This is a genomic window from Marinococcus sp. PL1-022, assembly GCF_033845285.1.
In the GTDB taxonomy this organism is placed as follows: Bacteria; Bacillota; Bacilli; order Bacillales; family Marinococcaceae; genus Marinococcus.
The window spans coordinates 36,176-59,871 of the sequence record NZ_JAWXCX010000001.1; the positions used below are offsets into that span (position 1 = coordinate 36,176).

The 23,696-nt window shown below is 46.8% G+C and carries 39 protein-coding genes; all 39 read left to right on the plus strand.

Annotated elements, in window-relative coordinates; all coding sequences use genetic code 11:
* The first annotated feature begins 18 nt into the window (after positions 1-18).
* The 39 genes from SIC45_RS00155 to SIC45_RS00345 all read left to right on the plus strand — a co-directional run bounded on the left by SIC45_RS00155 (position 19) and on the right by SIC45_RS00345 (position 23,596).
* Positions 19-270, plus strand: coding sequence for a 50S ribosomal protein L7ae-like protein (locus SIC45_RS00155; protein WP_022794462.1), 252 nt, complete (start codon positions 19-21; stop codon positions 268-270).
* Between the two features lie 117 nt (positions 271-387).
* On the plus strand, positions 388-810 hold the full coding sequence (gene rpsL / locus SIC45_RS00160) for a 30S ribosomal protein S12 (RefSeq protein ID WP_319630639.1): 423 nt from the start codon (positions 388-390) through the stop codon (positions 808-810).
* 36 nt (positions 811-846) lie between these two features.
* A complete protein-coding gene (gene rpsG / locus SIC45_RS00165; protein WP_022794464.1) occupies positions 847-1,317 on the plus strand; it encodes a 30S ribosomal protein S7 in 471 nt (156 codons plus the stop codon).
* Positions 1,318-1,368: 51 nt separating this feature from the next.
* Positions 1,369-3,447: an elongation factor G gene (gene fusA, locus SIC45_RS00170; RefSeq protein WP_298788726.1), complete on the plus strand. Its 2,079-nt coding sequence runs from the start codon at positions 1,369-1,371 to the stop codon at positions 3,445-3,447.
* 130 nt (positions 3,448-3,577) lie between these two features.
* A complete protein-coding gene (gene tuf / locus SIC45_RS00175; protein WP_022794466.1) occupies positions 3,578-4,768 on the plus strand; it encodes an elongation factor Tu in 1,191 nt (396 codons plus the stop codon).
* A 332-nt stretch (positions 4,769-5,100) separates the two neighbouring features.
* Positions 5,101-5,412, plus strand: coding sequence for a 30S ribosomal protein S10 (gene rpsJ / locus SIC45_RS00180; RefSeq protein WP_027847395.1), 312 nt, complete (start codon positions 5,101-5,103; stop codon positions 5,410-5,412).
* 43 nt (positions 5,413-5,455) lie between these two features.
* Positions 5,456-6,097 carry a 50S ribosomal protein L3 gene (gene rplC / locus SIC45_RS00185; protein ID WP_022794468.1) on the plus strand — a complete coding sequence of 214 codons (642 nt, stop codon included), beginning with the start codon at positions 5,456-5,458 and terminating at the stop codon, positions 6,095-6,097.
* 18 nt (positions 6,098-6,115) lie between these two features.
* Entirely contained in the window at positions 6,116-6,739 is a 624-nt protein-coding gene (gene rplD, locus SIC45_RS00190) for a 50S ribosomal protein L4 (RefSeq protein ID WP_022794469.1), read from the plus strand.
* A complete protein-coding gene (gene rplW, locus SIC45_RS00195; RefSeq protein ID WP_022794470.1) occupies positions 6,739-7,026 on the plus strand; it encodes a 50S ribosomal protein L23 in 288 nt (95 codons plus the stop codon). The genes rplD and rplW overlap by 1 nt, the downstream gene beginning before the upstream one ends.
* A 32-nt stretch (positions 7,027-7,058) precedes the next feature.
* Positions 7,059-7,898, plus strand: a complete 840-nt coding sequence (gene rplB / locus SIC45_RS00200) for a 50S ribosomal protein L2 (RefSeq protein WP_022794471.1) — start codon at positions 7,059-7,061, stop codon at positions 7,896-7,898.
* 60 nt (positions 7,899-7,958) lie between these two features.
* Positions 7,959-8,237, plus strand: coding sequence for a 30S ribosomal protein S19 (gene rpsS, locus SIC45_RS00205; RefSeq protein ID WP_022794472.1), 279 nt, complete (start codon positions 7,959-7,961; stop codon positions 8,235-8,237).
* Positions 8,238-8,260: 23 nt separating this feature from the next.
* Positions 8,261-8,602 carry a 50S ribosomal protein L22 gene (rplV, locus tag SIC45_RS00210; protein WP_022794473.1) on the plus strand — a complete coding sequence of 114 codons (342 nt, stop codon included), beginning with the start codon at positions 8,261-8,263 and terminating at the stop codon, positions 8,600-8,602.
* 3 nt (positions 8,603-8,605) lie between these two features.
* Entirely contained in the window at positions 8,606-9,265 is a 660-nt protein-coding gene (gene rpsC, locus SIC45_RS00215) for a 30S ribosomal protein S3 (RefSeq protein WP_091616712.1), read from the plus strand.
* 1 nt (position 9,266) lies between these two features.
* The gene (gene rplP / locus SIC45_RS00220; protein WP_022794475.1) at positions 9,267-9,701 is read left to right on the plus strand and encodes a 50S ribosomal protein L16; all 435 of its coding nucleotides are present in this window, start codon (positions 9,267-9,269) and stop codon (positions 9,699-9,701) included.
* On the plus strand, positions 9,691-9,894 hold the full coding sequence (gene rpmC, locus SIC45_RS00225) for a 50S ribosomal protein L29 (RefSeq protein ID WP_091616711.1): 204 nt from the start codon (positions 9,691-9,693) through the stop codon (positions 9,892-9,894). The genes rplP and rpmC overlap by 11 nt, the downstream gene beginning before the upstream one ends.
* A 23-nt stretch (positions 9,895-9,917) precedes the next feature.
* Positions 9,918-10,184 (plus strand): 30S ribosomal protein S17, encoded by a 267-nt coding sequence (gene rpsQ / locus SIC45_RS00230; protein WP_091616709.1) that lies wholly within the window; start codon positions 9,918-9,920, stop codon positions 10,182-10,184.
* Between the two features lie 32 nt (positions 10,185-10,216).
* Positions 10,217-10,585: a 50S ribosomal protein L14 gene (gene rplN, locus SIC45_RS00235; RefSeq protein ID WP_022794478.1), complete on the plus strand. Its 369-nt coding sequence runs from the start codon at positions 10,217-10,219 to the stop codon at positions 10,583-10,585.
* Between the two features lie 47 nt (positions 10,586-10,632).
* On the plus strand, positions 10,633-10,956 hold the full coding sequence (gene rplX / locus SIC45_RS00240) for a 50S ribosomal protein L24 (protein WP_079475115.1): 324 nt from the start codon (positions 10,633-10,635) through the stop codon (positions 10,954-10,956).
* Positions 10,957-10,987: 31 nt separating this feature from the next.
* Positions 10,988-11,527 (plus strand): 50S ribosomal protein L5, encoded by a 540-nt coding sequence (gene rplE, locus SIC45_RS00245; RefSeq protein ID WP_022794480.1) that lies wholly within the window; start codon positions 10,988-10,990, stop codon positions 11,525-11,527.
* Between the two features lie 64 nt (positions 11,528-11,591).
* Positions 11,592-11,990 carry a 30S ribosomal protein S8 gene (rpsH, locus tag SIC45_RS00250; RefSeq protein ID WP_022794481.1) on the plus strand — a complete coding sequence of 133 codons (399 nt, stop codon included), beginning with the start codon at positions 11,592-11,594 and terminating at the stop codon, positions 11,988-11,990.
* Positions 11,991-12,022: 32 nt separating this feature from the next.
* On the plus strand, positions 12,023-12,559 hold the full coding sequence (gene rplF / locus SIC45_RS00255) for a 50S ribosomal protein L6 (protein ID WP_298788704.1): 537 nt from the start codon (positions 12,023-12,025) through the stop codon (positions 12,557-12,559).
* 45 nt (positions 12,560-12,604) lie between these two features.
* The gene (gene rplR / locus SIC45_RS00260; RefSeq protein WP_298788702.1) at positions 12,605-12,964 is read left to right on the plus strand and encodes a 50S ribosomal protein L18; all 360 of its coding nucleotides are present in this window, start codon (positions 12,605-12,607) and stop codon (positions 12,962-12,964) included.
* Between the two features lie 20 nt (positions 12,965-12,984).
* A complete protein-coding gene (rpsE, locus tag SIC45_RS00265; protein WP_022794484.1) occupies positions 12,985-13,485 on the plus strand; it encodes a 30S ribosomal protein S5 in 501 nt (166 codons plus the stop codon).
* Between the two features lie 13 nt (positions 13,486-13,498).
* Positions 13,499-13,687 (plus strand): 50S ribosomal protein L30, encoded by a 189-nt coding sequence (gene rpmD / locus SIC45_RS00270; RefSeq protein WP_298788699.1) that lies wholly within the window; start codon positions 13,499-13,501, stop codon positions 13,685-13,687.
* Positions 13,688-13,719: 32 nt separating this feature from the next.
* Positions 13,720-14,160, plus strand: a complete 441-nt coding sequence (rplO, locus tag SIC45_RS00275; protein ID WP_298788697.1) for a 50S ribosomal protein L15 — start codon at positions 13,720-13,722, stop codon at positions 14,158-14,160.
* Positions 14,160-15,452 carry a preprotein translocase subunit SecY gene (secY, locus tag SIC45_RS00280; RefSeq protein WP_298788695.1) on the plus strand — a complete coding sequence of 431 codons (1,293 nt, stop codon included), beginning with the start codon at positions 14,160-14,162 and terminating at the stop codon, positions 15,450-15,452. Before rplO ends, secY begins: the two co-directional genes overlap by 1 nt.
* Before the next feature lie 70 nt (positions 15,453-15,522).
* Positions 15,523-16,176 carry an adenylate kinase gene (locus SIC45_RS00285; protein ID WP_319630640.1) on the plus strand — a complete coding sequence of 218 codons (654 nt, stop codon included), beginning with the start codon at positions 15,523-15,525 and terminating at the stop codon, positions 16,174-16,176.
* 251 nt (positions 16,177-16,427) lie between these two features.
* Positions 16,428-16,736, plus strand: coding sequence for a KOW domain-containing RNA-binding protein (locus tag SIC45_RS00290; protein WP_022794489.1), 309 nt, complete (start codon positions 16,428-16,430; stop codon positions 16,734-16,736).
* A 3-nt stretch (positions 16,737-16,739) separates the two neighbouring features.
* The gene (infA, locus tag SIC45_RS00295; RefSeq protein WP_022794490.1) at positions 16,740-16,958 is read left to right on the plus strand and encodes a translation initiation factor IF-1; all 219 of its coding nucleotides are present in this window, start codon (positions 16,740-16,742) and stop codon (positions 16,956-16,958) included.
* A gap of 70 nt (positions 16,959-17,028) precedes the next feature.
* Positions 17,029-17,142 carry a 50S ribosomal protein L36 gene (gene rpmJ, locus SIC45_RS00300; RefSeq protein WP_084687350.1) on the plus strand — a complete coding sequence of 38 codons (114 nt, stop codon included), beginning with the start codon at positions 17,029-17,031 and terminating at the stop codon, positions 17,140-17,142.
* Between the two features lie 18 nt (positions 17,143-17,160).
* The gene (gene rpsM / locus SIC45_RS00305; RefSeq protein WP_022794491.1) at positions 17,161-17,529 is read left to right on the plus strand and encodes a 30S ribosomal protein S13; all 369 of its coding nucleotides are present in this window, start codon (positions 17,161-17,163) and stop codon (positions 17,527-17,529) included.
* A gap of 26 nt (positions 17,530-17,555) precedes the next feature.
* A complete protein-coding gene (rpsK, locus tag SIC45_RS00310) occupies positions 17,556-17,951 on the plus strand; it encodes a 30S ribosomal protein S11 (RefSeq protein WP_022794492.1) in 396 nt (131 codons plus the stop codon).
* A 131-nt stretch (positions 17,952-18,082) separates the two neighbouring features.
* A complete protein-coding gene (locus SIC45_RS00315; protein ID WP_298788682.1) occupies positions 18,083-19,027 on the plus strand; it encodes a DNA-directed RNA polymerase subunit alpha in 945 nt (314 codons plus the stop codon).
* A gap of 36 nt (positions 19,028-19,063) precedes the next feature.
* Positions 19,064-19,423: a 50S ribosomal protein L17 gene (gene rplQ / locus SIC45_RS00320; RefSeq protein WP_022794495.1), complete on the plus strand. Its 360-nt coding sequence runs from the start codon at positions 19,064-19,066 to the stop codon at positions 19,421-19,423.
* A 137-nt stretch (positions 19,424-19,560) separates the two neighbouring features.
* Entirely contained in the window at positions 19,561-20,364 is an 804-nt protein-coding gene (locus tag SIC45_RS00325; protein ID WP_319630641.1) for an energy-coupling factor transporter ATPase, read from the plus strand.
* 4 nt (positions 20,365-20,368) lie between these two features.
* A complete protein-coding gene (locus SIC45_RS00330; protein WP_319630642.1) occupies positions 20,369-21,244 on the plus strand; it encodes an energy-coupling factor transporter ATPase in 876 nt (291 codons plus the stop codon).
* Complete coding sequence (locus SIC45_RS00335; RefSeq protein WP_319630643.1) at positions 21,237-22,034, plus strand: energy-coupling factor transporter transmembrane component T; 798 nt, start codon at positions 21,237-21,239, stop codon at positions 22,032-22,034. The genes SIC45_RS00330 and SIC45_RS00335 overlap by 8 nt, the downstream gene beginning before the upstream one ends.
* A 19-nt stretch (positions 22,035-22,053) precedes the next feature.
* Positions 22,054-22,791 (plus strand): tRNA pseudouridine(38-40) synthase TruA, encoded by a 738-nt coding sequence (gene truA, locus SIC45_RS00340; protein WP_319630644.1) that lies wholly within the window; start codon positions 22,054-22,056, stop codon positions 22,789-22,791.
* Between the two features lie 70 nt (positions 22,792-22,861).
* Positions 22,862-23,596, plus strand: a complete 735-nt coding sequence (locus SIC45_RS00345) for a hypothetical protein (protein ID WP_319630645.1) — start codon at positions 22,862-22,864, stop codon at positions 23,594-23,596.
* The last annotated feature ends 100 nt before the right edge of the window (positions 23,597-23,696 follow it).

A 23,696-nucleotide genomic window follows, 5' to 3' on the forward strand; every position in this document is an offset into this window, starting at 1 on the left:
TGCTTTGGAGGATGAATGATGTCTTATGAAAAAGTAACACAGGCTGACGAAGTTTTAATTGGAACTAAACAAACGCTTAAAGCGATTGAACATGGCACAGCTTCCGAAATCATTGTGGCAGAAGATGCCGCTGCAGAAATTCAGCAGCGTATTCTTAAAGCAGCAAATGAAAGCAGTGTTTCCATCCAGTTTGTCGATTCGATGAAAAAACTTGGAAAAGCTTGCGGAATTGATGTAGGAGCGGCTACGATCGCTTTAAAAAAGCAATAACGAGTTTTTGCTGGTGGGGTTTCGGATCTCATCGGCAAAAACTTTCATTTTGCTTATCAATGAACCACCTGGAACGGTGGTCTTGAAATAACTTAGTCGGAAAGGAGGAAAACAACTATGCCAACTATTAATCAGCTGGTTCGTAAAGGCCGTCAGATGAAGACTAAAAAGACTGACTCTCCGGCATTGAACCGAGGTTACAATAGCTTGCGTAAAGTCCCAACAGATCAAAATGCTCCTCAAAAACGTGGTGTATGTACTCGTGTAGGAACACTTACTCCGAAGAAACCAAACTCGGCTCTTCGTAAGTATGCCCGTGTGCGCCTTACTAACCAAATTGAGGTTACAGCATACATTCCCGGTATTGGCCACAATCTCCAGGAGCACAGTGTAGTATTGATCCGTGGAGGCCGTGTTAAGGACCTTCCTGGTGTGCGTTATCACGTTGTTCGTGGCGCCCTTGATACTGCCGGTGTACAAAACCGCATGCAAAGCCGTTCTAAATACGGAACTAAACGCGGGAAGAAAAAGAAAAAATAACAGCTAATTCATAATATAAAGAAAGGAGGAGGATTTATGTCTCGTAAAGGACCAGCACCACGCCGTGATGTTCTGCCTGATCCTATTTATAACTCCAAGCTTGTTACACGCATGATCAACCGTGTAATGAATGATGGCAAAAAAGGAAAAGCGCAAAATATCCTATACAGAGCATTTAACCTCGTGCAGGAGCGTTCCGGTCAGGAGCCGATGGAAGTTTTCGATCAGGCTATGAAGAACGTTATGCCTGTACTGGAAGTAAAAGCCCGCCGTGTAGGGGGAGCTAACTATCAAGTACCAATCGAAGTTAAACCAGATCGTCGTACGACCCTGGCGCTTCGTTGGATCGTAAGCTACGCCCGTCTTCGTGGAGAAAAAACCATGGAAGAGCGTCTTGCAAATGAAATTCTTGATGCTTCCAATAACACAGGATCTGCTGTTAAGCGTCGCGAAGATACTCATCGTATGGCTGAAGCAAACAAAGCGTTTGCTCACTACCGCTGGTAAGAACTACCGCGGAAAATACTACTTTGATGAATGGAAGGAGAAAGAAAGTCCATGGCACGTGAATTCTCCTTGGAAAAAACCCGTAATATCGGAATCATGGCTCACATTGATGCTGGGAAAACAACAGCAACGGAGCGTATCCTTTATTACACGGGTCGTATCCATAAAATTGGTGAAACCCATGAAGGTGCTTCTCAAATGGACTGGATGTCACAGGAACAAGAGCGTGGTATTACTATCACCTCTGCTGCGACAACAGCCCAGTGGAAAAACCACCGTATCAATATTATCGACACTCCAGGACACGTAGACTTTACCGTAGAGGTAGAGCGTTCCCTGCGTGTGCTTGACGGAGCTGTTGCTGTATTGGATGCGCAGTCCGGCGTGGAGCCACAGACAGAAACTGTATGGCGCCAGGCAACTACCTATCATGTTCCACGTATTGTTTTTGTTAACAAGATGGACAAGGTAGGAGCGGATTTTATTTATTCCTTAAGCACACTGACAGATCGTCTCGGAGCGAATGCTCAGGCAATTCAGCTTCCGATCGGTGCTGAAGATGACTTTGAAGGAATTATCGATCTTATCGAAATGCAGGCTTACTACTACCTGGATGATCTCGGAACCCGCGCGGAAGCGCGTGAAATTCCGGAAGAATATCAGGCGCAGGCGCAGGAATACCGTCAGAAGCTGGTAGAAGCTGTATCAGAGCTTGATGAAGATCTTATGATGAAATACCTTGAAGAGGAAGAAATCACAAATGAAGAGCTCAAGCTGGCAATCCGTAAAGGAACGCTGAACGTTGAGTTTTATCCAGTACTCTGTGGTTCTGCCTTTAAAAACAAAGGTGTTCAGCTTATGATCGATGCTGTGCTCGACTATCTTCCATCTCCGTTGGATGTTCCTCCTATTAAAGGGAAATATCCGGATTCGGAAGAAGAGGAAGAGCGTCCGGCAGACGACAGCGGGAAGTTTTCTGCACTGGCCTTTAAAGTGGCCACAGACCCTTACGTTGGTAAACTTACTTTCTTCCGGGTGTACTCTGGTACACTTACTTCCGGGTCGTATGTCAAAAACTCCACCAAGGACAAGCGTGAACGTGTAGGCCGTATTCTTCAAATGCACGCAAACTCCCGTGAAGAAATTTCAACGGTGTATGCCGGTGATATTGCAGCGGGTGTCGGTTTGAAAGATACGAGTACCGGTGACACCCTTGTGGCAGAAAAAGACAACATCGTACTTGAATCGATGGACTTCCCTGAACCGGTTATTTCCCTTTCTGTAGAGCCAAAATCGAAAGCGGACCATGACAAAATGAGTATCGCTCTCGGAAAGCTTGCAGAAGAGGATCCAACCTTCCAGACAGAAACAGACGAAGAAACTGGACAAACGATCATCAAAGGTATGGGTGAGCTTCACCTTGATATCATCGTTGACCGTTTGAAACGGGAATTCAAAGTAGAAGCAACTGTAGGTGCCCCTCAGGTATCCTATCGTGAAACTATCCGCCAGGAAGCTAACTGCGAAGGTAAATTCGTACGTCAGTCTGGTGGACGCGGTCAGTACGGTCACGTTTGGGTGAAATTTGAGCCAAACGAAGAAGGCGCCGGCTTTGAATTTGTAAACAAAATCGTCGGCGGTGTGGTACCTCGTGAATATGTACCTTCCGTGCAGTCCGGCATTGAAGAATCCCTTCAAAGCGGCATGCTTGCCGGTTATCCGGTAATCGACGTAAAAGCTACTCTTTTTGACGGTTCCTATCACGATGTCGACTCTAACGAGATGGCATTTAAAGTTGCCGCTTCCATGGCTCTGCGTGAAGCAAAGCAAAAATGTAAGCCGGTACTGCTTGAACCGTTAATGAAAGTAGATATCGTGGTTCCAGAAGAATACATGGGCGACGTCATGGGTGATGTAACATCCCGCCGTGGCCGTGTAGACGGTATGGAAGCACGGGGCAACTCTCAGGTTATCCGGTCGTTCGTACCGCTTGCTGAGATGTTTGGCTACGCTACGACCCTTCGTTCGAACACGCAGGGCCGCGGAACGTATTCCATGTTCTTCGATCATTACGAAGAAGTGCCAAAAAGTGTTTCTGAAGATGTTATCAAGCAGGCAACAGGACAGTAAAAATCCGGCGGCTCGATGATTGTATGCATGACCGATTTATTGTAAGCTAAGGTAGGGCGTTTACTGGTAGCAGCGCCCGCCTGGCTGCTATACAACATTAATTACCTGAAATAAAGGGAGGACAATTATAATGGCAAAAGAAAAATTCGACCGTTCGAAAACGCATGCGAACATTGGTACTATCGGTCACGTTGACCATGGTAAAACAACTTTGACTGCTGCGATCACAACGGTACTTCACAAAAAATATTCCCGCGGAACGGCTATGGCCTATGACGCAATCGACGGTGCACCTGAAGAGCGTGAGCGTGGAATTACGATCTCTACTGCACACGTAGAGTACGAAACAGATTCCCGTCACTATGCACACGTTGACTGCCCAGGTCACGCTGACTATGTTAAAAACATGATCACTGGTGCAGCTCAAATGGACGGAGCGATTCTCGTTGTGTCTGCAGCTGACGGCCCAATGCCTCAGACTCGTGAGCACATCCTGCTTTCCCGTCAGGTTGGTGTACCATCCATCGTTGTTTTCTTGAACAAAGTTGACATGGTAGACGACGAAGAGCTTCTCGAACTCGTAGAAATGGAAGTTCGCGACCTCTTATCCGAATATGACTTCCCTGGTGACGATGTACCAATCATCAGCGGTTCTGCTCTGAAAGCCCTTGAAGGCGACGAAGAGTATGAAAACAAAATTCTTGAACTGATGGAAGCTGTAGACAACTACATTCCAACTCCAGACCGTGACAAAGACAAGCCGTTCATGATGCCAGTAGAGGACGTATTCTCTATCACAGGCCGTGGCACAGTTGCAACTGGCCGTGTTGAGCGTGGCGTTCTTAACGTTGGGGATGAAATTGAAATCATCGGTATCGATGAAGACTCCCGCAAATCCACGGTTACTGGTGTGGAAATGTTCCGTAAGCTTCTTGACTATGCAGAAGCTGGCGACAACATTGGTGCGCTTCTCCGCGGTGTTTCCCGCGATGACATCAAACGTGGTCAGGTTCTTGCAAAGCCAGGTTCGATTACTCCACACACTAACTTCAAAGCAGAAGTTTATGTACTTTCCAAAGACGAAGGTGGACGTCATACTCCATTCTTCTCTAACTACCGCCCACAGTTCTACTTCCGTACTACGGACGTAACTGGTATCATCCAACTGCCTGAAGGCGTTGAGATGGTAATGCCTGGCGATAACGTAGAAATGACAGTTGAGCTTATCAACCCGATCGCTATCGAAGAAGGAACTAAGTTCTCTATTCGTGAAGGTGGCCGTACAGTTGGCGCCGGCGTTGTTTCTACTATCCAAAAATAATCATCCGGTTATTCTCCTCTAATGCTGAAAAGCATTAGAGGTTTTTTTGTTTCTTCCATATTAATAAAGGATTAATAAAGGCTTTTACAATTAAATGAGAAAAAGGGTGAGATATATCGAGATTTTTTCGAAAAAACCCTTGCGTAAAAGGCGAACGATCACTATAATAGATGAAGTGTGACCATGGGAGACATAGAAATACTTCTATATCCACCCACGGTCAGGCGATGATGCGGAAGGTTGCTGACACACCCGGGTCCATTGCCATGACCAGGTGTGAGGAAATTTTCGCGGAGTATGTCTGTAAAATCGGACGAGAAGGAGGGCTTTTAATGGCAGCTAATGAAAAAATTCGTATTCGTTTAAAAGCGTATGATCACAGAGTGTTGGATCAATCCGCTGAAAAGATTGTAGACACGGCAAAACGTTCTGGTGCAGGTGTTTCTGGACCGATTCCATTGCCAACAGAGAAATCTGTTTATACAATTCTTCGTGCTACGCACAAATTTAAAGATGCTCGTGAGCAATTTGAAATGCGTACACATAAACGTTTAATCGACATTTTAACGCCAACGCCGCAAACGGTAGATTCGCTTATGCGTTTAGATTTACCGTCGGGTGTAGACATCGAAATCAAATTATAATAACAAATATATGAAAATCAAAATTTATTAGGAGGTGTGACTCATGGCCAAAGGAATCTTGGGTAAAAAACTCGGCATGACGCAACTGTTTAAAGAAAACGGCGAACTGCTTCCAGTTACGGTCATTGAAGCAGAACCAAACGTTGTGCTTCAAAAGAAAACTACTGAGTCCGATGGATACGAAGCCATTCAGCTAGGTTTCCACGACAAAAAAGAAGCACGCGTAATCAAACCGGAAAAAGGACATGCTGAGAAAGCAAACACGACCCCCAAGCGCTTCGTTAGAGAAATCCGCGGGACAAACCCAGAGGATTACGAGGTTGGTCAAGAGGTCAGTGTAGCAACATTTGCAGAAGGAGATATCGTAGACGTCACTGGAAAATCCAAAGGGAAAGGGTTCCAGGGTGCGATCAAGCGCCATAACCAATCCCGCGGACCAATGACGCACGGCTCCCGTTTCCACCGTGCCCCTGGTGCGATGGGTGTTATCGACCCTAACCACGTATTGAAAGGTAAAAAGCTCCCTGGACGTATGGGTAACAACACCGTTACAGTACAGAACCTGGAGATTGTTAAAGTAGATACCGAGCGTAACGTGCTTTTAGTTAAAGGCAACGTTCCTGGTGCGAAACGCAGCTATGTAACAGTACAGAACGCTGTGAAAGCAAACACTGAAAAAGCATAATAGAAAGGAGGGCGCAAGATGCCAACAGTAGATTTACTAAACCAAACCGGTTCCCGCGTAGGAGATATCGAATTAGCAGACACTGTTTTCGGTATTGAACCAAATGAGCACGTTTTGTATGACGCAGTAATTATGCAGCAAGCATCATTACGACAAGGAACGCACAAAGTAAAAAACCGTTCCGAACGCCGCGGCGGCGGACGCAAGCCATGGCGCCAAAAAGGCACAGGCCGGGCCCGTCAAGGTTCCATCCGTTCCCCGCAATGGGTGAAAGGTGGTATCGTGTTCGGTCCGACGCCAAGATCTTACGGCTACAAGCTTCCGAAAAAAGTTCGCCGTCTGGCGATCAAATCAGCACTTGCAAGCAAAGCACAGGAAAATGATCTTGTCGTGCTTGATGAGCTGAAGTTTGATGCTCCAAAAACGAAAGAGATGGTTAAAGTACTTTCTTCTCTTTCCATTGATACGAAGGTACTGATTGTTACTGGCAACGACGACGAAACTGTCGGTCTGTCCGCACGCAATCTTCCTAACGTAACATTCCTTACGGCAAGCAGTGTGAACGTCCTGGACGTTGTTAAACATGACAAATTGGTCATGACACAGGACGCCGTGAAGAAAGTAGAGGAGGTGTTCGCATAATGGAAGCACGTGACTTGATTAAAAAACCCGTTATTACAGAACGCTCCGCTGACTTGATGGATGAAAAGAAATACACGTTTGAAGTAGACGTGAAAGCTAATAAATTCCAAATCAAAAACGCGGTTGAAGAAATCTTTGATGTTCAGGTAGAAAAAGTAAATACAATGAACAAAAAGGGTAAATTCCGTCGTTTTGGCCGTCATGAAGGGTACAAGCCCAACCGTAAAAAAGCGATCGTGACGCTTACAGCAGATAGCGAAGATATTGAATTCTTCGAAGGTGCTTAATTAACAAATAGATACGAAGGAGGGTAATGAGCATGGCTATCCAAAAGTATAAACCGACCACAAACGGCCGCCGTCACATGTCGGTAAACAAGCACAGCGAAGTCACTTCAGAAACACCAGAACGTTCGCTGCTTGAACCGCTTCACAAAAAAGGCGGTCGTAATAATCAGGGTCGTATGACAAGTCGTCACCAAGGCGGCGGTCATAAACGTCAATACCGTGTTATTGACTTCAAACGTAATAAAAATGACGTACCAGGTAAAGTTGCTGAGATCGAGTACGACCCAAACCGTTCAGCAAACATCGCGCTTATCAACTACGTTGATGGCGAAAAACGGTACATCCTTGCTCCAAAAGGGTTGAAAATCGGTCAGGAAATCATGGCTGGTTCGAGTGCAGATATCAAGCTTGGTAATGCATTGGACCTTCGTGATATTCCGGTAGGTACTGTTATTCATAACATCGAATTGAAGCCGGGCCGCGGCGGACAGCTCGTTCGTTCTGCTGGCGCAGAAGCCCAGGTTCTCGGTAAAGAAGGCAAGTACGTACTCGTGCGTCTTCGTTCCGGTGAAACCCGCCTGATCCTCGCTTCCTGCCGTGCAACTGTCGGACAGGTTGGAAACGTAGAGCATGAACTGGTGAACATCGGTAAAGCCGGACGTTCCCGTTGGTTAAACAAACGTCCACACGTTCGTGGTTCCGCAATGAACCCTAGCGATCACCCACACGGTGGTGGTGAAGGCCGTGCGCCAATCGGACGCGTTGCACCTGTGTCCCCTTGGGGTCAGCCTGCAGTTGGCTATAAAACAAGAAAACGTAATAAAGATTCCAATAAATATATCGTACGGGGCCGTCGCCGTAAGAAAAAATAATAAAAAGATGAAGCTGCGGTTCTCCGGAATCGCAGGTTAATCGCGAAAGGAGGTTCTCTCATGGGTCGTAGTTTAAAAAAAGGACCTTTCGTCGACTTGCACTTGATGAATAAAATCGAGAGACTAAACGATTCGAACAATAAAGAAGTTATTCGTACCTGGTCACGCCGTTCCACAGTATTCCCGGAATTTGTCGGCCACACGATTGCAGTGTACGACGGACGCAAGCACGTACCTGTTTATGTATCTGAAGATATGGTAGGCCATAAGCTTGGTGAATTCGCACCAACGAGAACATTTAAAGGCCATAAAAATGACGATAGAAAAACGAAAAGATAAGACCTGAGGGGAGGTAAAGAAACATGGAAGCAAAAGCAGTAGCAAAGCAGATCCGTATAGCCCCCCGCAAGGCTCGTCTTGTGATAGACCTAGTCCGGGGAAGATCCGTCGGAGAAGCTATTGCCATCCTTAAGAACACGCCAAAATCGGCGTCTCCGATTGTTGAAAAAGTTATCAACTCTGCTATCGCCAACGCAGAGCACAACTATGAGATGGAACCAGAAAATCTTTACATCAGCCAAGCATTCGTAGACGAAGGAGTAACACTCAAACGTTTCCGCCCACGTGCAATGGGGCGCGCAAGCCGCATTAACAAACGTACGAGCCACATTACTGTAATCGTCGAAGAAAAAAAGGAGGGATAACGCGTGGGACAAAAAGTTAATCCTATCGGACTTCGTGTTGGAGTCATCCGTGATTGGGAATCAAAATGGTATTCGGAAAAAGAATACGCGACTTTGCTTCATGAAGACTACAGAGTGCGTCGTCACATCGAAACGAAGCTTGTTGATGCTTCTATTTCTACTGTGGAAATCGAACGTGCGGCAAACCGTGTAAACATTACGATCCATACTGCGAAACCAGGAATGGTTATCGGCCGCGGTGGGTCGGAAGTAGAAGCACTTCGTAAAGAATTGAATAACCTGACTAACAAACGAGTACACATTAATATCGCAGAAATTAAGCAGGCAGATATGGATGCTCGTCTCGTAGCGGCAAACATTGCCCGTCAGCTTGAAAACCGTATTTCCTTCCGTCGTGCAATGAAACAATCCATTCAGCGTACAATGCGCGCAGGAGCAAAAGGGATCCGGACAGAAGTGAACGGCCGCCTGGGTGGCGCAGACATCGCCCGCTCTGAAAGATACAGTGAAGGAACAGTACCTCTCCATACGTTGCGTGCAGATATTGATTACGGCACTGCAGAAGCAGATACAACGTACGGTAAACTGGGTGTAAAAATCTGGATTTATCGCGGGGAAGTCCTTCCAACGAAAGGAACGAACAAAGAGGAAGGAGGCAAATAATATGTTATTGCCAAAACGCGTAAAATATCGTCGCGAACACCGTGGCAAAATGAGAGGCCGTGCAAAAGGCGGCAAAGAAATCACTTTTGGCGAGTACGGACTGCAGGCAGTAGAAGCTTCCTGGATTACGAACCGTCAGATTGAATCTGCACGTATTGCTATGACTCGTTATATGAAACGTGGCGGTAAAGTCTGGATCAAAATCTTCCCGGACAAGCCATATACAGCAAAACCCCTCGAAGTCCGCATGGGTTCCGGTAAAGGTTCTCCTGAAGGCTGGGTAGCTGTCGTAAAACCAGGAAAAATCATGTTCGAAATTGCCGGGGTTAATGAAGAAATTGCCCGTGAGGCGTTGAGACTTGCAGCTCACAAGTTACCGATTAAAACGAAATTTGTGAAACGCGAAGAAGTGGGTGGTGAGGCAAATGAGAGCTAATGAATTGAGAGATCTAACCACAGTGGAAATCGAAGATCAAACAAAAAGCCTGAAAGAAGAACTTTTTAACCTTCGTTTTCAATTAGCGACCGGTCAGTTGGAAAATCCCGCCCGCATCCGTACTGTAAGAAAAGATATTGCACGTGCCAAAACCGTGTTGCGTGAACGTGAACTCGGGATGAACAAAGGCTAAAAGGAAAAGGAGGTTAAACCAATATGGCTGAAGAACGTAACAACCGTAAGGTTTATAGCGGCCGCGTGACATCTGATAAAATGGATAAAACGATTGCCGTTGTTGTTGAAACGTATAAAAAAGACCCGTTGTACGGCAAACGTGTCAGAGACTCCAAAAAGTTTAAAGCTCACGATGAAGAAAACACTGCAAAGGTTGGCGACATCGTCCAGATCATGGAAACCCGCCCGCTGTCGAAAGACAAGCGTTTTCGTCTCGTGAAAGTAATCGAAGAATCAGTTATTCTTTAAATCGTTTTTAAAGAAAGGAGGTACCGTGACCTATGATCCAACAAGAATCACGCTTAAGAGTAGCGGATAACTCTGGTGCCCGCGAAGTACAGTGTATAAAAGTTTTAGGCGGTTCCGGCCGTAAAACGGCTAACATCGGTGATATGATTACATGCACTGTCAAACAAGCAACACCAGGGGGCGTTGTCAAAAAAGGCGAGATTGTTCAGGCAGTTATTGTACGTTCCCGCAGCGGCGTCCGCCGTCCAGACGGTTCTTACATTCGCTTTGACGAAAACGCAGCTGTAATCGTACGTACGGACAAAGGACCACGTGGAACACGTATCTTTGGCCCAGTAGCAAGAGAGCTTCGTGATGAGCAGTATATGAAAATTATCTCCCTTGCACCGGAAGTTCTGTAATACAAATATCATGCGAAGTCATGATGTCCCGTTAAGGAGGTGCGAAAATGGCCCAAAATAAGCTTCATGTTAAACAGGGTGAAAAAGTAAAAGTAATCAGCGGCAAGGATAAAGGCAAAGAAGGCGTTATCCTTAAAGCAATGCCTGCACAGGAACGTGTAATCGTCGAAGGTGTTAACATCGTGAAAAAACATGCGAAGCCTTCCCAGGAAAACCCACAAGGCGGTATCTTAAATCAAGAAGCTGCCATTCACGTATCAAACGTTATGCCGCTTGATCCGAAATCCGGCGAACCAACCCGTGTTGGTCACAAGGTAGAGAACGGCAAAAAAGTACGTGTCGCCAAAAAATCAGGTGAAGCCCTGAACTAAGTAAGACAAAGGACGAGAGGAGGTCACACGAATGAACGCTTTAAAAGAAAAGTATCAAACATCAATCGTACCGAGTCTGCACGAGAAATTCGACTACTCTTCTGTAATGGGAGTACCGAAGGTTGATAAAATTGTTATTAACATGGGTGTTGGTGAAGCAGTACAAAACCCTCGCTCATTGGATAAAGCAGTAGAAGAGCTGGAAGCAATCAGTGGGCAGAAGCCTTTGATTACAAAAGCAAAACGTTCTATTGCAGGATTTAAACTTCGTGAAGGTATGCCAATCGGTGCAAAGGTCACTTTGCGCGGAGCACGTATGTATGACTTCCTGGAGAAACTAATCCACGTCACGCTTCCACGTGTCCGTGACTTCCGCGGGGTGTCAAATAAAGCATTTGACGGCCGTGGCAACTACACACTCGGTGTGCGTGAACAATTGATCTTCCCGGAAATTTCCTACGATCAGGTAGAAAAAGTTCGCGGAATGGACATTGTTATCGTTACTACTGCTTCGACAGATGAAGAATCTTACGAACTGCTCGATCAAATGGGCATGCCGTTTCAAAAATAAATTATTCGCGTAAACGCCGGCAGACGCCGGCGCACGACCCCGTAACTGGGAGGGAGGTATTCAAATGGTCATGACAGATCCGATTGCTGATATGCTTACTCGTATCCGCAACGCAAACATGGTGAACCACGAAAAAGTAGAATTTCCTGCATCGAACCTAAAAAAAGAAATCGCTGAAATCCTCAAGCTGGAAGGTTTCATCCGCGACGTTGAATATGTTGATGATAAAAAACAGGGAATGATCCGCTTATTCTTAAAAGCAGGTACGGAAAACAAGAAAGTCATTTCCGGTATCAAACGTATCAGTAAACCAGGTCTCCGTGTTTATGCAGGATCCAACGAGGTTCCTAAAGTGCTGGGCGGACTTGGTATCGCAGTAATTTCTACATCTAAAGGCGTTATGTCTGATAAAGAAGCAAGAAAACAAAACGTTGGCGGCGAAGTACTCGCATACGTTTGGTAATAAAATCGTTATAAAGAACGGAGGTGTGCAATATGTCTCGTATTGGCCTGAAACCAATCGAAATTCCAGAAGGCGTCACAATCGCTAAAGACGGAAATACAGTTACAGTTAAAGGACCAAAAGGTGAATTGAGCCGTGAGCTTCACCCGGTTATTACTGTGAACATTGGAGAGTCGGAAGTGACTTTTGAACGCCCTTCTGACAATAAAACGTACCGCTCGCTTCATGGTACGACCCGAAGCCTTGTAAACAACATGGTAGAAGGTGTAACAAAAGGGTACGAAAAGAACCTCGAGCTCGTCGGCGTAGGTTATCGTGCGCAGAAGACTGGCGAGAAGTTAGTGTTAAACGTTGGTTACTCCCACCCGGTAGAATTCGTTTCCGAGGAAGGAATCGACATCGAAGTACCTTCTAACACGAAAGTGACAGTCCGCGGTATTGATAAAGAACGCGTTGGTGCAGTCGCTTCCAACATTCGCTCTGTACGTCTTCCTGAACCTTACAAAGGTAAAGGAATCCGCTACGAAGGTGAAGAAGTTCGCCGCAAAGAAGGTAAAACGGGTAAATAATCGGTTAATTAACATCGCAACAAGCACGAAAGGAGGAACTGTACGATGGCTCAAGCAACAAGTTATGAAAAACGCAAGAAACGCCATATGAGTATCCGCCGTAAAATCAGCGGCACACCAGAACGTCCTCGTCTGAACGTTTTCCGTTCTGCAAAGCATATTTATGCGCAGCTGATTGACGACGAAGCAGGAGTGACTCTGGCAGCGGCATCGACAATGGAAAAAAATTCCGGAATCGAAAACGGCGGCAATAAAGAGGCAGCCCGTAAAATTGGGGAAACTCTCGCCAAGCGTGCTACAGAAAAAGGCTATGACACAGTCGTTTTTGACCGGGGTGGATTTGTTTATCACGGCCGGGTTCAAGAACTCGCTGAAGCAGCCCGCGAGAACGGACTAAAATTCTAAAAAGCAAGGGAGGGACAAGAATGCAAAGTATTGATCCGAATAAACTGGAACTTGAAGAACGTGTTGTAACCATCAACCGTGTCGCAAAAGTTGTAAAAGGTGGACGTAACTTCCGCTTTGCAGCACTCGTAGTAGTTGGAGACCGTAACGGCCATGTCGGCTTTGGCCAGGGAAAAGCTATTGAAGTACCAGAAGCAATCCGTAAAGCGGTAGAAAACGCTAAAAAGGACCTTGTGCAGATTCCGATCGTAGGAACAACTATTCCACACGAAATCACTGGTCACTTTGGCGCAGGCAACGTTTTATTGAAGCCTGCATCTGAAGGTACTGGAGTAATCGCTGGAGGACCGGTACGTGCCATCTTAGAGCTTGGCGGCGTACAGGACATTCTGTCGAAATCTCTTGGTTCCAACAATCCTATTAACATGGTTCGCGCTACTATCAACGGATTAACTTCTTTGAAAACAGCTGAAGAAGTAGCTAAATTGCGTGGTAAGAGCGTCGAAGAATTGTTAGGATAAGGGGGGAAAGCAAATGGCCAAACAATTGGAAATCACCCTTAGCCGCAGCATGATCGGACGTCCGGAAGAGCAGCGCGTAACAGTCCGTACACTTGGTTTGCATAAAATAAACCGTACGGTAGTAAAAGAAGACAATCCCGCAATCCGCGGTATGGTGAACAAAGTGTCTCACCTGCTGACGGTAAAAGAACTGGACCAATAAATCTCATTTCTAAATGACAGGGAGGTGGCAGCATGAAACTCCACGAACTTCAGCCTGCAAAAGGCAAAAACAAACAGCGTAACCGTGTGGGCCGCGGGCCGGCTTCCGGCAACGGCAAAACTTCCGGCCGCGGACAAAAAGGGCAGAATGCCCGTTCCGGCGGTGGTGTACGTCCAGGTTTTGAAGGTGGGCAGAACCCTATCTTCAAGCGTTTGCCAAAACGCGGCTTTACGAACATTAATCGTAAAGAATACGCTATTGTTAATGTGGAAACGCTCAACAGCTTCGACAATGGTACAACAGTAACTCCAGAAGCGTTGCTTGAAAAAGGCGTAATCAGCAAATACAAAGATGGCGTGAAAATTTTAGGCGACGGCAAGTTGGAGAAAGAGCTTCAAGTGCACGCGAACAAGTTCTCTGCTTCAGCAGTGCAAGCAATTGAGGCAGCAGGCGGAAAAACCGAGGTGGTCTAATGTTCCGCACGATTATCAACATGTTTCGTGTGAGTGACATTCGGAACAAGGTGTTGTTCACCTTAGCCATGTTGATTATATTTCGGATCGGAAGTTTTATTCCGGTGCCTGGGACAAACCGCCAGGTGCTAAATTTCTCTGATGAAGCAAGTGCATTTGGCTTTTTAAACACGTTTGGAGGCGGGGCGCTGTCGCAGTATTCGATATTTGCGATGGGCGTCATGCCATACATTACCGCTTCAATTGTGGTACAATTGCTTCGTATGGACGTTGTGCCTAAATTTTCGGAATGGGCAAAGCAGGGGGAAGCAGGAAGACGGAAACTGAATCAGTTTACCCGTTATTTCACTATTGTTCTTGCGTTTGTTCAGGGACTTGGGATGTCTGTTGGGTTTAACAACTATTTTCCAGGACTTATTCCGAACCCAAATGCTGCTAAATATATATTTATTGCGTTGATAATGACAGCCGGCACGGCTTTTTTAATGTGGCTTGGTGAGCAAATCACTGCAAAAGGTGTGGGGAACGGTATCTCTATCCTGATCTTTGCCGGTATTGCGGCGGGTATTCCTAATGGAATCAACCAAATTTATGCGACGCAGATCCAGGATGCTGGCGGAGAGTTATATATAGGCATTATCACTATAGCGCTTCTGGCAGTAGCAGTTCTTGCTATTATTGTAGGCGTCATTTTTGTACAGCAGGCGCTGCGCAAAATTCCTATTCAATACGCAAAACGAACTGTTGGACGGAGCCCGGTTGGCGGGCAGTCGACACATCTTCCTTTGAAAGTAAACGCTGCAGGGGTTATCCCGGTAATTTTTGCTTTGGCGTTATTTATTTTTCCGCCGACAGCAGCCAGCTTTATTGGGGAAGATAATGCGATTGCCAACTGGATTGTAAATAACTTTGATTATACGCAGCCTATAGGAATGGTCGTATATGCAGCTTTAATCATTGCGTTTACGTACTTCTATGCCTTTGTTCAGGTGAATCCGGAACAAATGACGGAAAACCTGAAAAAGCAGGGTGGCTACATTCCCGGCATACGCCCAGGGTTTGCCACTGAAAAGTACATCCGGCGGACGCTTTACAGACTTACATTCGTCGGAGCCCTGTTTTTAACCGTGGTTGCCATCATTCCAGTCTTTTTCATCACACAGATGGGTCTCCCACAGTCGATTCAAATTGGCGGTACAGGCCTTCTAATCGTTGTAGGGGTTGCTTTGGAAACGATGAAGCAAGTAGAAAGCCAGTTAGTTAAACGGAACTATCGCGGTTTCATTAAATAGAATTGGCCTCGAAGACGAAGCTCGCCTATGCCGCTTCCCTTCGGGTAAAATAGTCGTTGGAGGAGATAGCGTGAATCTGATATTGATGGGGCTGCCGGGTGCTGGAAAAGGCACGCAGGCTGCAACAATAAGTGAAGAATACAATATTCCCCACATTTCTACTGGGGATATGTTCCGCACAGCCATTAAAGAAGAGACCGAGCTTGGCAGACAGGCAAAGTCTTACATGGATGCTGGTGATTTAGTTCCAGACGAAGTCACAAACGGTATTGTTGAAGAACGCTTGCAGAAAGAAGACTGCCGAAACGGATTTTTGCTCGATGGTTTTCCTAGAACTCCGGCTCAGGCCGGGGCACTGGAAAAAATGCTGTCAGATATGGGCAGGCAGCTCGACTACGTACTGAACATTGATGTTCCAAAAGAAAAACTTGAAGAACGTCTTACCGGCCGTCGCGTTTCACCTTCTTCAGGCAGGACGTATCATGTGATTTACAACCCACCGAAGCAGGAAGGTATTGATGACGTAGACGGAAGTGAACTCGTTCAGCGCGATGATGATAAACCGGAGACGGTTAAGCGCCGTTTGGAAGTAAACATTGAACAGCAGCAGCCGCTGATTGATTTCTATGAAGAAAAAGGATATCTCCGCAACATCGATGGAGATCAGGATATAGATAAAGTATTTCATGACATTGAAGCACTCTTGAAAGACCTTCGTGCATGATTGTTTGTAAAACGGGTCGGAAACTCGTTATAATACGGGAAGTGCGATGCGGCAAAAGCGTTTCATAAGTGACGGGGAGCCCATCGGATGCGATCCGGGAACATGATGCAATACCATCATTTTAGGGGTACACTGAATTTGCCTAGAGCAAACACGTATACACCCTCTCCGATGGTTGGACAGCCCAGGCCGTGTAGTACGGCTTCAGGCTGCTAAATCCTAACGAAGCCTAAGGAAAAGAGGATGCATGCATGAAAGATTCGGAGTCAAGGCGACCCGATCTGGGACAAATCGTTCGAGTGACCCGGGGGCGCGAAGCTGGTCAGTACGCGGTAGTAATTGATGTGCTGGATGATAAGTTTCTTATGCTGGCGGACGGGGAAAGACGAAAGTTCGATCGGGGAAAGAAGAAAAACACGTCCCACGTAGAATTGCTTTCGTATATTTCGCCGGAAGTACAGTCGAGTTTGATAGAAACCGGCCGAGTGACTAACGCGAAAATCCGGCACGCTCTTTACACCTTTTTTGAACAAGAAGCCTTATTTGAAAAGGAGAATTAATTCATGGCTAAAGATGATGTTATTGAAATGGAAGGCACGGTGGTTGAGCCTCTTCCAAACGCTATGTTTCGTGTTGAGCTTGAAAATGGACACAAAATTTTAGCGCATGTTTCCGGTAAGATCCGTATGCACTTTATCCGGATTCTTCCTGGTGATAAAGTAACTGTAGAAATTTCACCGTACGACCTTTCCCGCGGACGTATTACGTACCGCTACAAATAGACCCGCAAGTTCATTCTTGAGCACTCTTACCAATGCATGGCTTACATGCAGTGAAGGAGGTAAATGGAAAATGAAAGTAAGAGCTTCCGTTAAAAAGATTTGTGACAATTGTAAAGTTATTCGCCGTAAAGGTTCGGTAATGGTAATTTGCTCGAACCCGAAGCATAAACAAAGACAAGGATAATAAAAAGGAGGTGCCCGCATGGCACGTGTTGCAGGAGTAGATATTCCGCGTGATAAGCGTATTGCTATTTCACTCACTTACGTATACGGCATCGGCAAATCGCTTGCAGTTCAGGTTCTGAACGAAGCTGACGTTGACCAGAACACCCGTGTGCGTGATTTAACAGAAGACGAGCTGGCCCGTATCCGTACGGCTATTGATAACAACCATACGGTAGAAGGGGATCTTCGCCGTGAAACTTCCCTCGACATCAAACGCTTGATGGAGATCGGAAGCTACCGCGGGATCCGTCATCGTCGTGGACTGCCGCTTCGCGGACAAAACACGAAGAACAATTCCCGTACCCGTAAAGGCCCGCGTCGTACAGTAGCAAACAAACGTAAATAATTTATTTATAAAGGAGGTTACCTATTATGGCAAAAGCAAAGTCGAACGCACCACGTAAACGCCGTCAGCGCAAGAATATAGAGTCGGGTGTGGCTCATATCCGCTCGACGTTTAACAACACGATTGTAAACATTACGGACGTGCAGGGGAACACACTTGCATGGGCAAGCGCTGGAGTGCTTGGTTTCAAAGGTTCCCGTAAATCCACTCCGTTCGCAGCTCAAATGACTGCGGAAACAGCAACAAAAGCTGCAATGGAACACGGATTGAAAAGCGTAGAAGTTACAGTGAAAGGTCCAGGAGCTGGACGTGAAGCTGCAATTCGTTCCCTTCAGGCAACCGGTGTAGAAGTTACGGTTATTCGTGATGTTACGCCAGTACCTCATAACGGGTGCCGCCCGCCAAAACGTCCACGTGCATAACTGAAAGCGAACATGACTATTGCAAAGGAGACAGGCTGGAAGGTGTGCTTTTGCATCCCGCTTTCCTGTTTTCCTTAATTTCCGGCACCGGCTGCCGGATGTACGACGTTTGAAGGAGGGTACGCAAACAAATGATCGAAATTGAAAAGCCTAACATTGAAGCGGTCGAAGTGAGCGAAGATGCCAAGTTTGGCAAATTTGTTGTTGAACCATTGGAACGTGGTTATGGTACTACCCTGGGGAATTCCCTGCGTCGTATTCTTTTATCCTCGTTACCGGGAGCAGCGGTTTCTACAGTTCAAATCGATGGGGTTCTTCACGAGTTTTCAACGATTGAAGGCGTACTTGAAGACGTAACGACCATTATTTTGAATTTGAAAAAGCTCGCTTTGAAGGTGTACTCTGATGATGAAAAAGTGCTTGAAGTGGATGTGCAGGGAGAAGGTACAATCTCTGCTAGGGATATTACACACGACAGCGACGTGGAAATCCTGAATCCGGATCTTCATATCGCTACCTTATCCAAAAACGCCAACCTGCATATGCGCCTTACCGCTCATCGCGGACGCGGCTATGTCCCGGCTGATGGAAACAACAGCGACGACCTTCCAATCGGTGTCATTCCCATTGATTCTATTTATACGCCGGTCGAGCGTGTGAATTACCAGGTGGAAAATACCCGCGTCGGGCAGATTACCAACTACGACAAGCTAACGTTGGATGTCTGGACAGACGGAAGCATCCGTCCCGAAGAGGCAGTATCTCTTGGTGCGAAGATCATGAATGAGCACTTGAATATCTTTATCGGTCTGACCGATCAGGCACAGAATGCGGAAATCATGGTGGAGAAAGAAGAAGACCAAAAAGAAAAAGTGCTTGAAATGACAATTGAAGAGCTTGATCTTTCGGTCCGTTCCTATAACTGCCTGAAACGCGCAGGCATCAATACTGTGCAGGAGCTGACGCAAAAGTCAGAGGAAGATATGATGAAAGTCCGCAACCTTGGACGCAAATCGCTGGAAGAAGTTCAGGAAAAGCTCGGTGAACTCGGACTCGGCTTGCGCGAAGAGGACTAATCATAAATATTTGTTTGACCAAAGGAGGGAATTGTAATGCCATACTCAAAGCTTGGACGCGACACATCGGCAAGAAAAGCGCTCTTTCGTGATTTGACTACCGACCTTATTATTAACGGCCGGATTGAAACAACTCACGCAAAAGCGAAGGAAGTACAGCCGATCGCAGAAAAAATTATTACTCTCGGAAAACGTGGAGATTTGCACGCCCGCCGTCAGGCAGCTGCATTTGTTCGCAAGGAAACAGCTAACGAAGAAGGACAGGATGCTGTTCAGAAGCTGTTCTCTGAAATCGGTCCTCGTTACGAAGACCGTCAAGGCGGGTACACGCGCGTACTGAAACTCGGACCGCGCCGTGGGGACGCTGCTGAAATGGCTATCATCGAACTTGTATAAACGGGAAGCCCTCGTTTATACATTTCTTTCATTTGCAAATGAAGGTTACATGTAAAAGAGGCAGGACGATGTCTGTAAAGACTGCGTCTTGCTTTTTTTCTATGCAAAAATTGGACATTAAAGGGAGGGGAGAGGGCATGGCGATTATTGAGCTCCGGGATCTTGAATACCAATACGAGGAGAGCGGCGAGAAGGTGTTGAAAGGATTAAATAAAAAGATTCATCAGGGGGAATGGCTTTCAATTATAGGAGCCAACGGTTCGGGGAAATCGACCCTCTCCCGTCTCTTTAACGGCCTGTCCCAGCCAACCGGAGGATACGTTCTTGTGCTGGGTAAAAAAACAACAGAGGAAGAGTCTCTGCAAATGATCCGGCGGGAAGTGGGCATGGTTTTCCAGAACCCGGAGCATCAGTTTGTGGCACCGACAGTGCGTGATGACATTGCTTTTGGAATGGAAAACGCCGGAATTCCGCGCGAAGTGATGCTTGAACGTATTGATGAGGTCAGCCGCTGGGTAAACATTGAACATATTTTACATATGGAGCCCCACCGTCTGTCCGGAGGCCAGAAGCAACGGGCAGCGATAGCCGGAATTCTTGCTTTGCGCCCGCAGGTGATGGTGTTTGATGAATCCACCTCGATGCTTGATCCGAACGGCAGAAAAGAAATTTTGGAAACAATGAACCGGCTGTGCCGCGAATCGGGCATCACCATCGTATCGATTACTCATTATCTCGAAGAAGCCTTCATGTCCGACCGTATTTGGTACATGAAAGCAGGACAAATCGAAAAAGATGTAACCACAGCGAGCATTCCGGACCAGCTGGAGTGGATGGAGGCAGAAGGGATGCCTCTTCCGTATAAATATCAGCTTTACCGGGAAGCAAAGAAGCGGGGGATCGACATACGAACACTCCGTACCATGGTTGAAGGAGAGTAGCAGCATGGAGGTAAATTTTCAAAACGTAAGCCATGTGTACATGAAAAAAACACCATTTGAAACGCTGGCACTTAAAAATATAAACGCCCGCTTCCGCTCTTCTTCCGTGACGGCTGTCATTGGGCGTACCGGCTCGGGGAAATCGACACTTGTACAGCATATCAACGGCCTGCTGAAGCCTTCCGCCGGTGTGGTGACGGTAGGGGAGCACCAGCTGGAAGCCAGGACAAAACGAAAAATGGTCAAAACGGTGCGGAGTCATGTAGGGATGGTGTTTCAGTATCCCGAGCACCAGCTGTTCGAGGAAACCGTCGAAAAAGATTTATTATTTGGGCCGAAAAACAAGGGAATGGATGTTGCAGAGATACAAAAAAAGCTTCCGGAATTGCTGCAGCAGGTGGGACTCAGTGAAACACTGCTGGAGCGCTCGCCGTTCGAGCTGAGCGGGGGACAGATGCGGCGGGTAGCAATAGCTGGGGTGCTTGCCACCAACCCGGACATTCTTATCCTGGACGAACCGACCGCCGGGCTCGACCCCCAGGGGCAAAAAGAAATTTTGGAGTTATTTATGGACTGGCAGCGTGTGTATCAGCCGACTACGATTATGATTACGCATCAGATGGAGGAGGCGGCCGCATTTGCTGAGTACATGTATGTGATGGAGGATGCAGAGATCAGAATGCAGGGAGAGCCGGAAGCCATTTATGCCCAACGGGAAAAGCTGCAGGAAATGGATCTGGATATCCCGGAGCAGGTACAGGTGCTTCAGCAGATTGAACGGGACAGCGGCATCCGCTTCCCGCACTATAAGCTTTCTCCAACAGAAGCTGCCGATTACTGGGAGCATGCGGTTCAGAACGGGGAGGTGCCGCATGTTTGAAAATGTCATAATCGGCCAGTACCTGCCAGGGCGCTCCTTTCTTCATCATATGGATCCGCGGGCGAAGATTGCCGCCGTATTATTTTTGATCATCGCGGTTTTTCTCGTGAACAGCTGGAATGGCTACGCGCTTTTCGGAGCGGCAGCGATAGCCGTTTATTTTCTCTCAGGCGTTCCGTTTCGGTATATTCGCAAAGGCATGTTTCCGGTATTCATTTTAGTAATATTGACTTTCTTTCTGCATGCGTTTTTCACAAGGGAAGGGGAGGTGCTATTCTCAATCGGCATGTTTTCTTTTTATGAGGAAGGCATCCGCCAGGGACTGTTTATTTCTCTTCGTCTGCTGCTGCTCGTATACTTTACGTCGCTCTTAACGCTGACAACGAGTCCGATTGATCTTACAGATGCATTGGAGCAGATGTTTTCCCCGCTCGAGCGCTTTAAGTTTCCCGCCTATGATGTGGCGATGATGATGTCTATTGCGATCCGGTTTATTCCTACACTGCTTCAGGAAACAGAAAAAATCATTAAAGCCCAGACGGCCCGCGGCGCTGATTTTAACAAAGGCTCTATGCGGGATAGGATGCAGGCATTTGTCTCCCTTCTGGTGCCGTTATTTGTACGTGCCTTCCGCCGGGCGGAAGACTTGGCCTATGCGATGGAGGCCCGCGGCTATAATGGAGGAGAAGGACGGACCAAGCTTCGTCTGCTTGTGTGGGGATGGAGAGATACCCTGTGCTGTGTCCTGATCGCAGCATTTGGAATTGTTTTATTGTTTTTACGTCAGTAAACGAAAGGAGAAGAGCCCGATGCCGAGAGTGAAAGCAACGGTGGCGTATGATGGTACATTTTTTGAGGGCTGGCAGGTGCAGCCGGGACGCCGGACTGTTCAGAGAGAAATCGAGGAGGCACTGCAGAAAATGCATAAAGGTGTCCACGTGCCCGTTCATGCTTCTGGAAGGACAGATTCAGGCGTGCATGCAAAAGGCCAGGTCTTTCATTTTGATTCTCCGCTGCAGCTGCCGGAGCACAAATGGGGAAAGGCTCTCGAATCGTTCCTGCCAAAAGATATCTATGTCTGGCACTCCGCTTATGCCGATGAGGATTTTCATGCACGTTTTGATGCGGTGGAAAAAGAGTACCGGTACTGTGTGCTGCTGCGTAAGGAGCGGGATGTATTCCGGCGGAATCATGCCTTTTATTATCCGTATCCTACGGACGTTGAAGCTGTGAAGAAGGCCGTCCGCTACCTTGAAGGGGAGCACGACTTTTCCTCCTTTTGCGCTGCCAACACCGACGTGAAGGAAAAAACCCGTACGGTATACAAAGCAGATGTTACGCTCGACGGGGAAGAGCTGTGGTTTACGTTCCGCGGCTCAGGCTTTTTGTATAATATGATTCGTATTGCTGTAGGGACGCTGCTTGAAATAGGGAAGGGAAACCGTTCCCCTGAAGAAATGAAAGCCATTATTGAAGCGAAGGAGCGGGCAGCTGCAGGCAATACCGCTCCCGGCCACGGGCTGTACCTTTGGAAGGTAAACTACTGACAGAGAAGTATCTTTGAATAGAACGGACTTAAAACATAGTATTGGATAGGAAATTAAGGGAGCTGAGGTCATGACGTTTGTGAGTTTTCTTTTCGTGCTTGTTTTTGCTGCTGTCCATGCGGCGGTTAAATTTGTGGGCCGTATATCCAATGCGAGTCGCCGTAAGCTGATTTCGATCTCCGGTGGAGTGGCAATCGCTTACGTGTTTTCTATTACGCTGCCGAATTTGAGCACTTCTCAAAAGCAGATCGACAGCCAGACCAGCACTGGTTTTTTAGAAACAGTCAATAATGATGCCTACCTGGTGGCCATGGCTGGACTGCTTTTAACCTATGCGCTGGAAAAGGTGGCTCATTCATTTCATAGAGAAGACAGCGTCAGAGATCGTCTTCGGAGCGGGAACCTCTACTTTTTAATCCCGCTTATATTTTATACATTATTTAATGTTGTCGTGGGCTACCTGCTGCTTCACGGGCAAATGGGAACAACAAAGGAAACTATCTTTTATTTCGCTGCCCTTTCGGTATACCTGTTAACCTCAGATATCAGCATGCGCTCCATCAATCATCGTCTCTTTGATAAGTTTGCCCGTTGGCTTTTAGTAGCTGGAGTTTTAGCAGGCTGGCTCTTCGGATTGACCGTTGATTTAAAGGACGAGTGGGTCTCAATTATCTATGCGTTTATTTCCGGGGGTATTATTTATCAAGTAATGCAGGAGGAAATACCTCAGCACCGGAAGAGTACTTTCCGGTATTTTGCCGTGGGCTGTGCACTGTACACAGTACTCTGGCTGGCTGTCCGTTAATGGTTTTTAAGGTCAGCTGAAGGCGTTCAAGTCCCGAAGAAAATTGATTATAAAAAAACAACGTTTCCTGGTGTTTTAACATTGACATTTGGTCCCTATT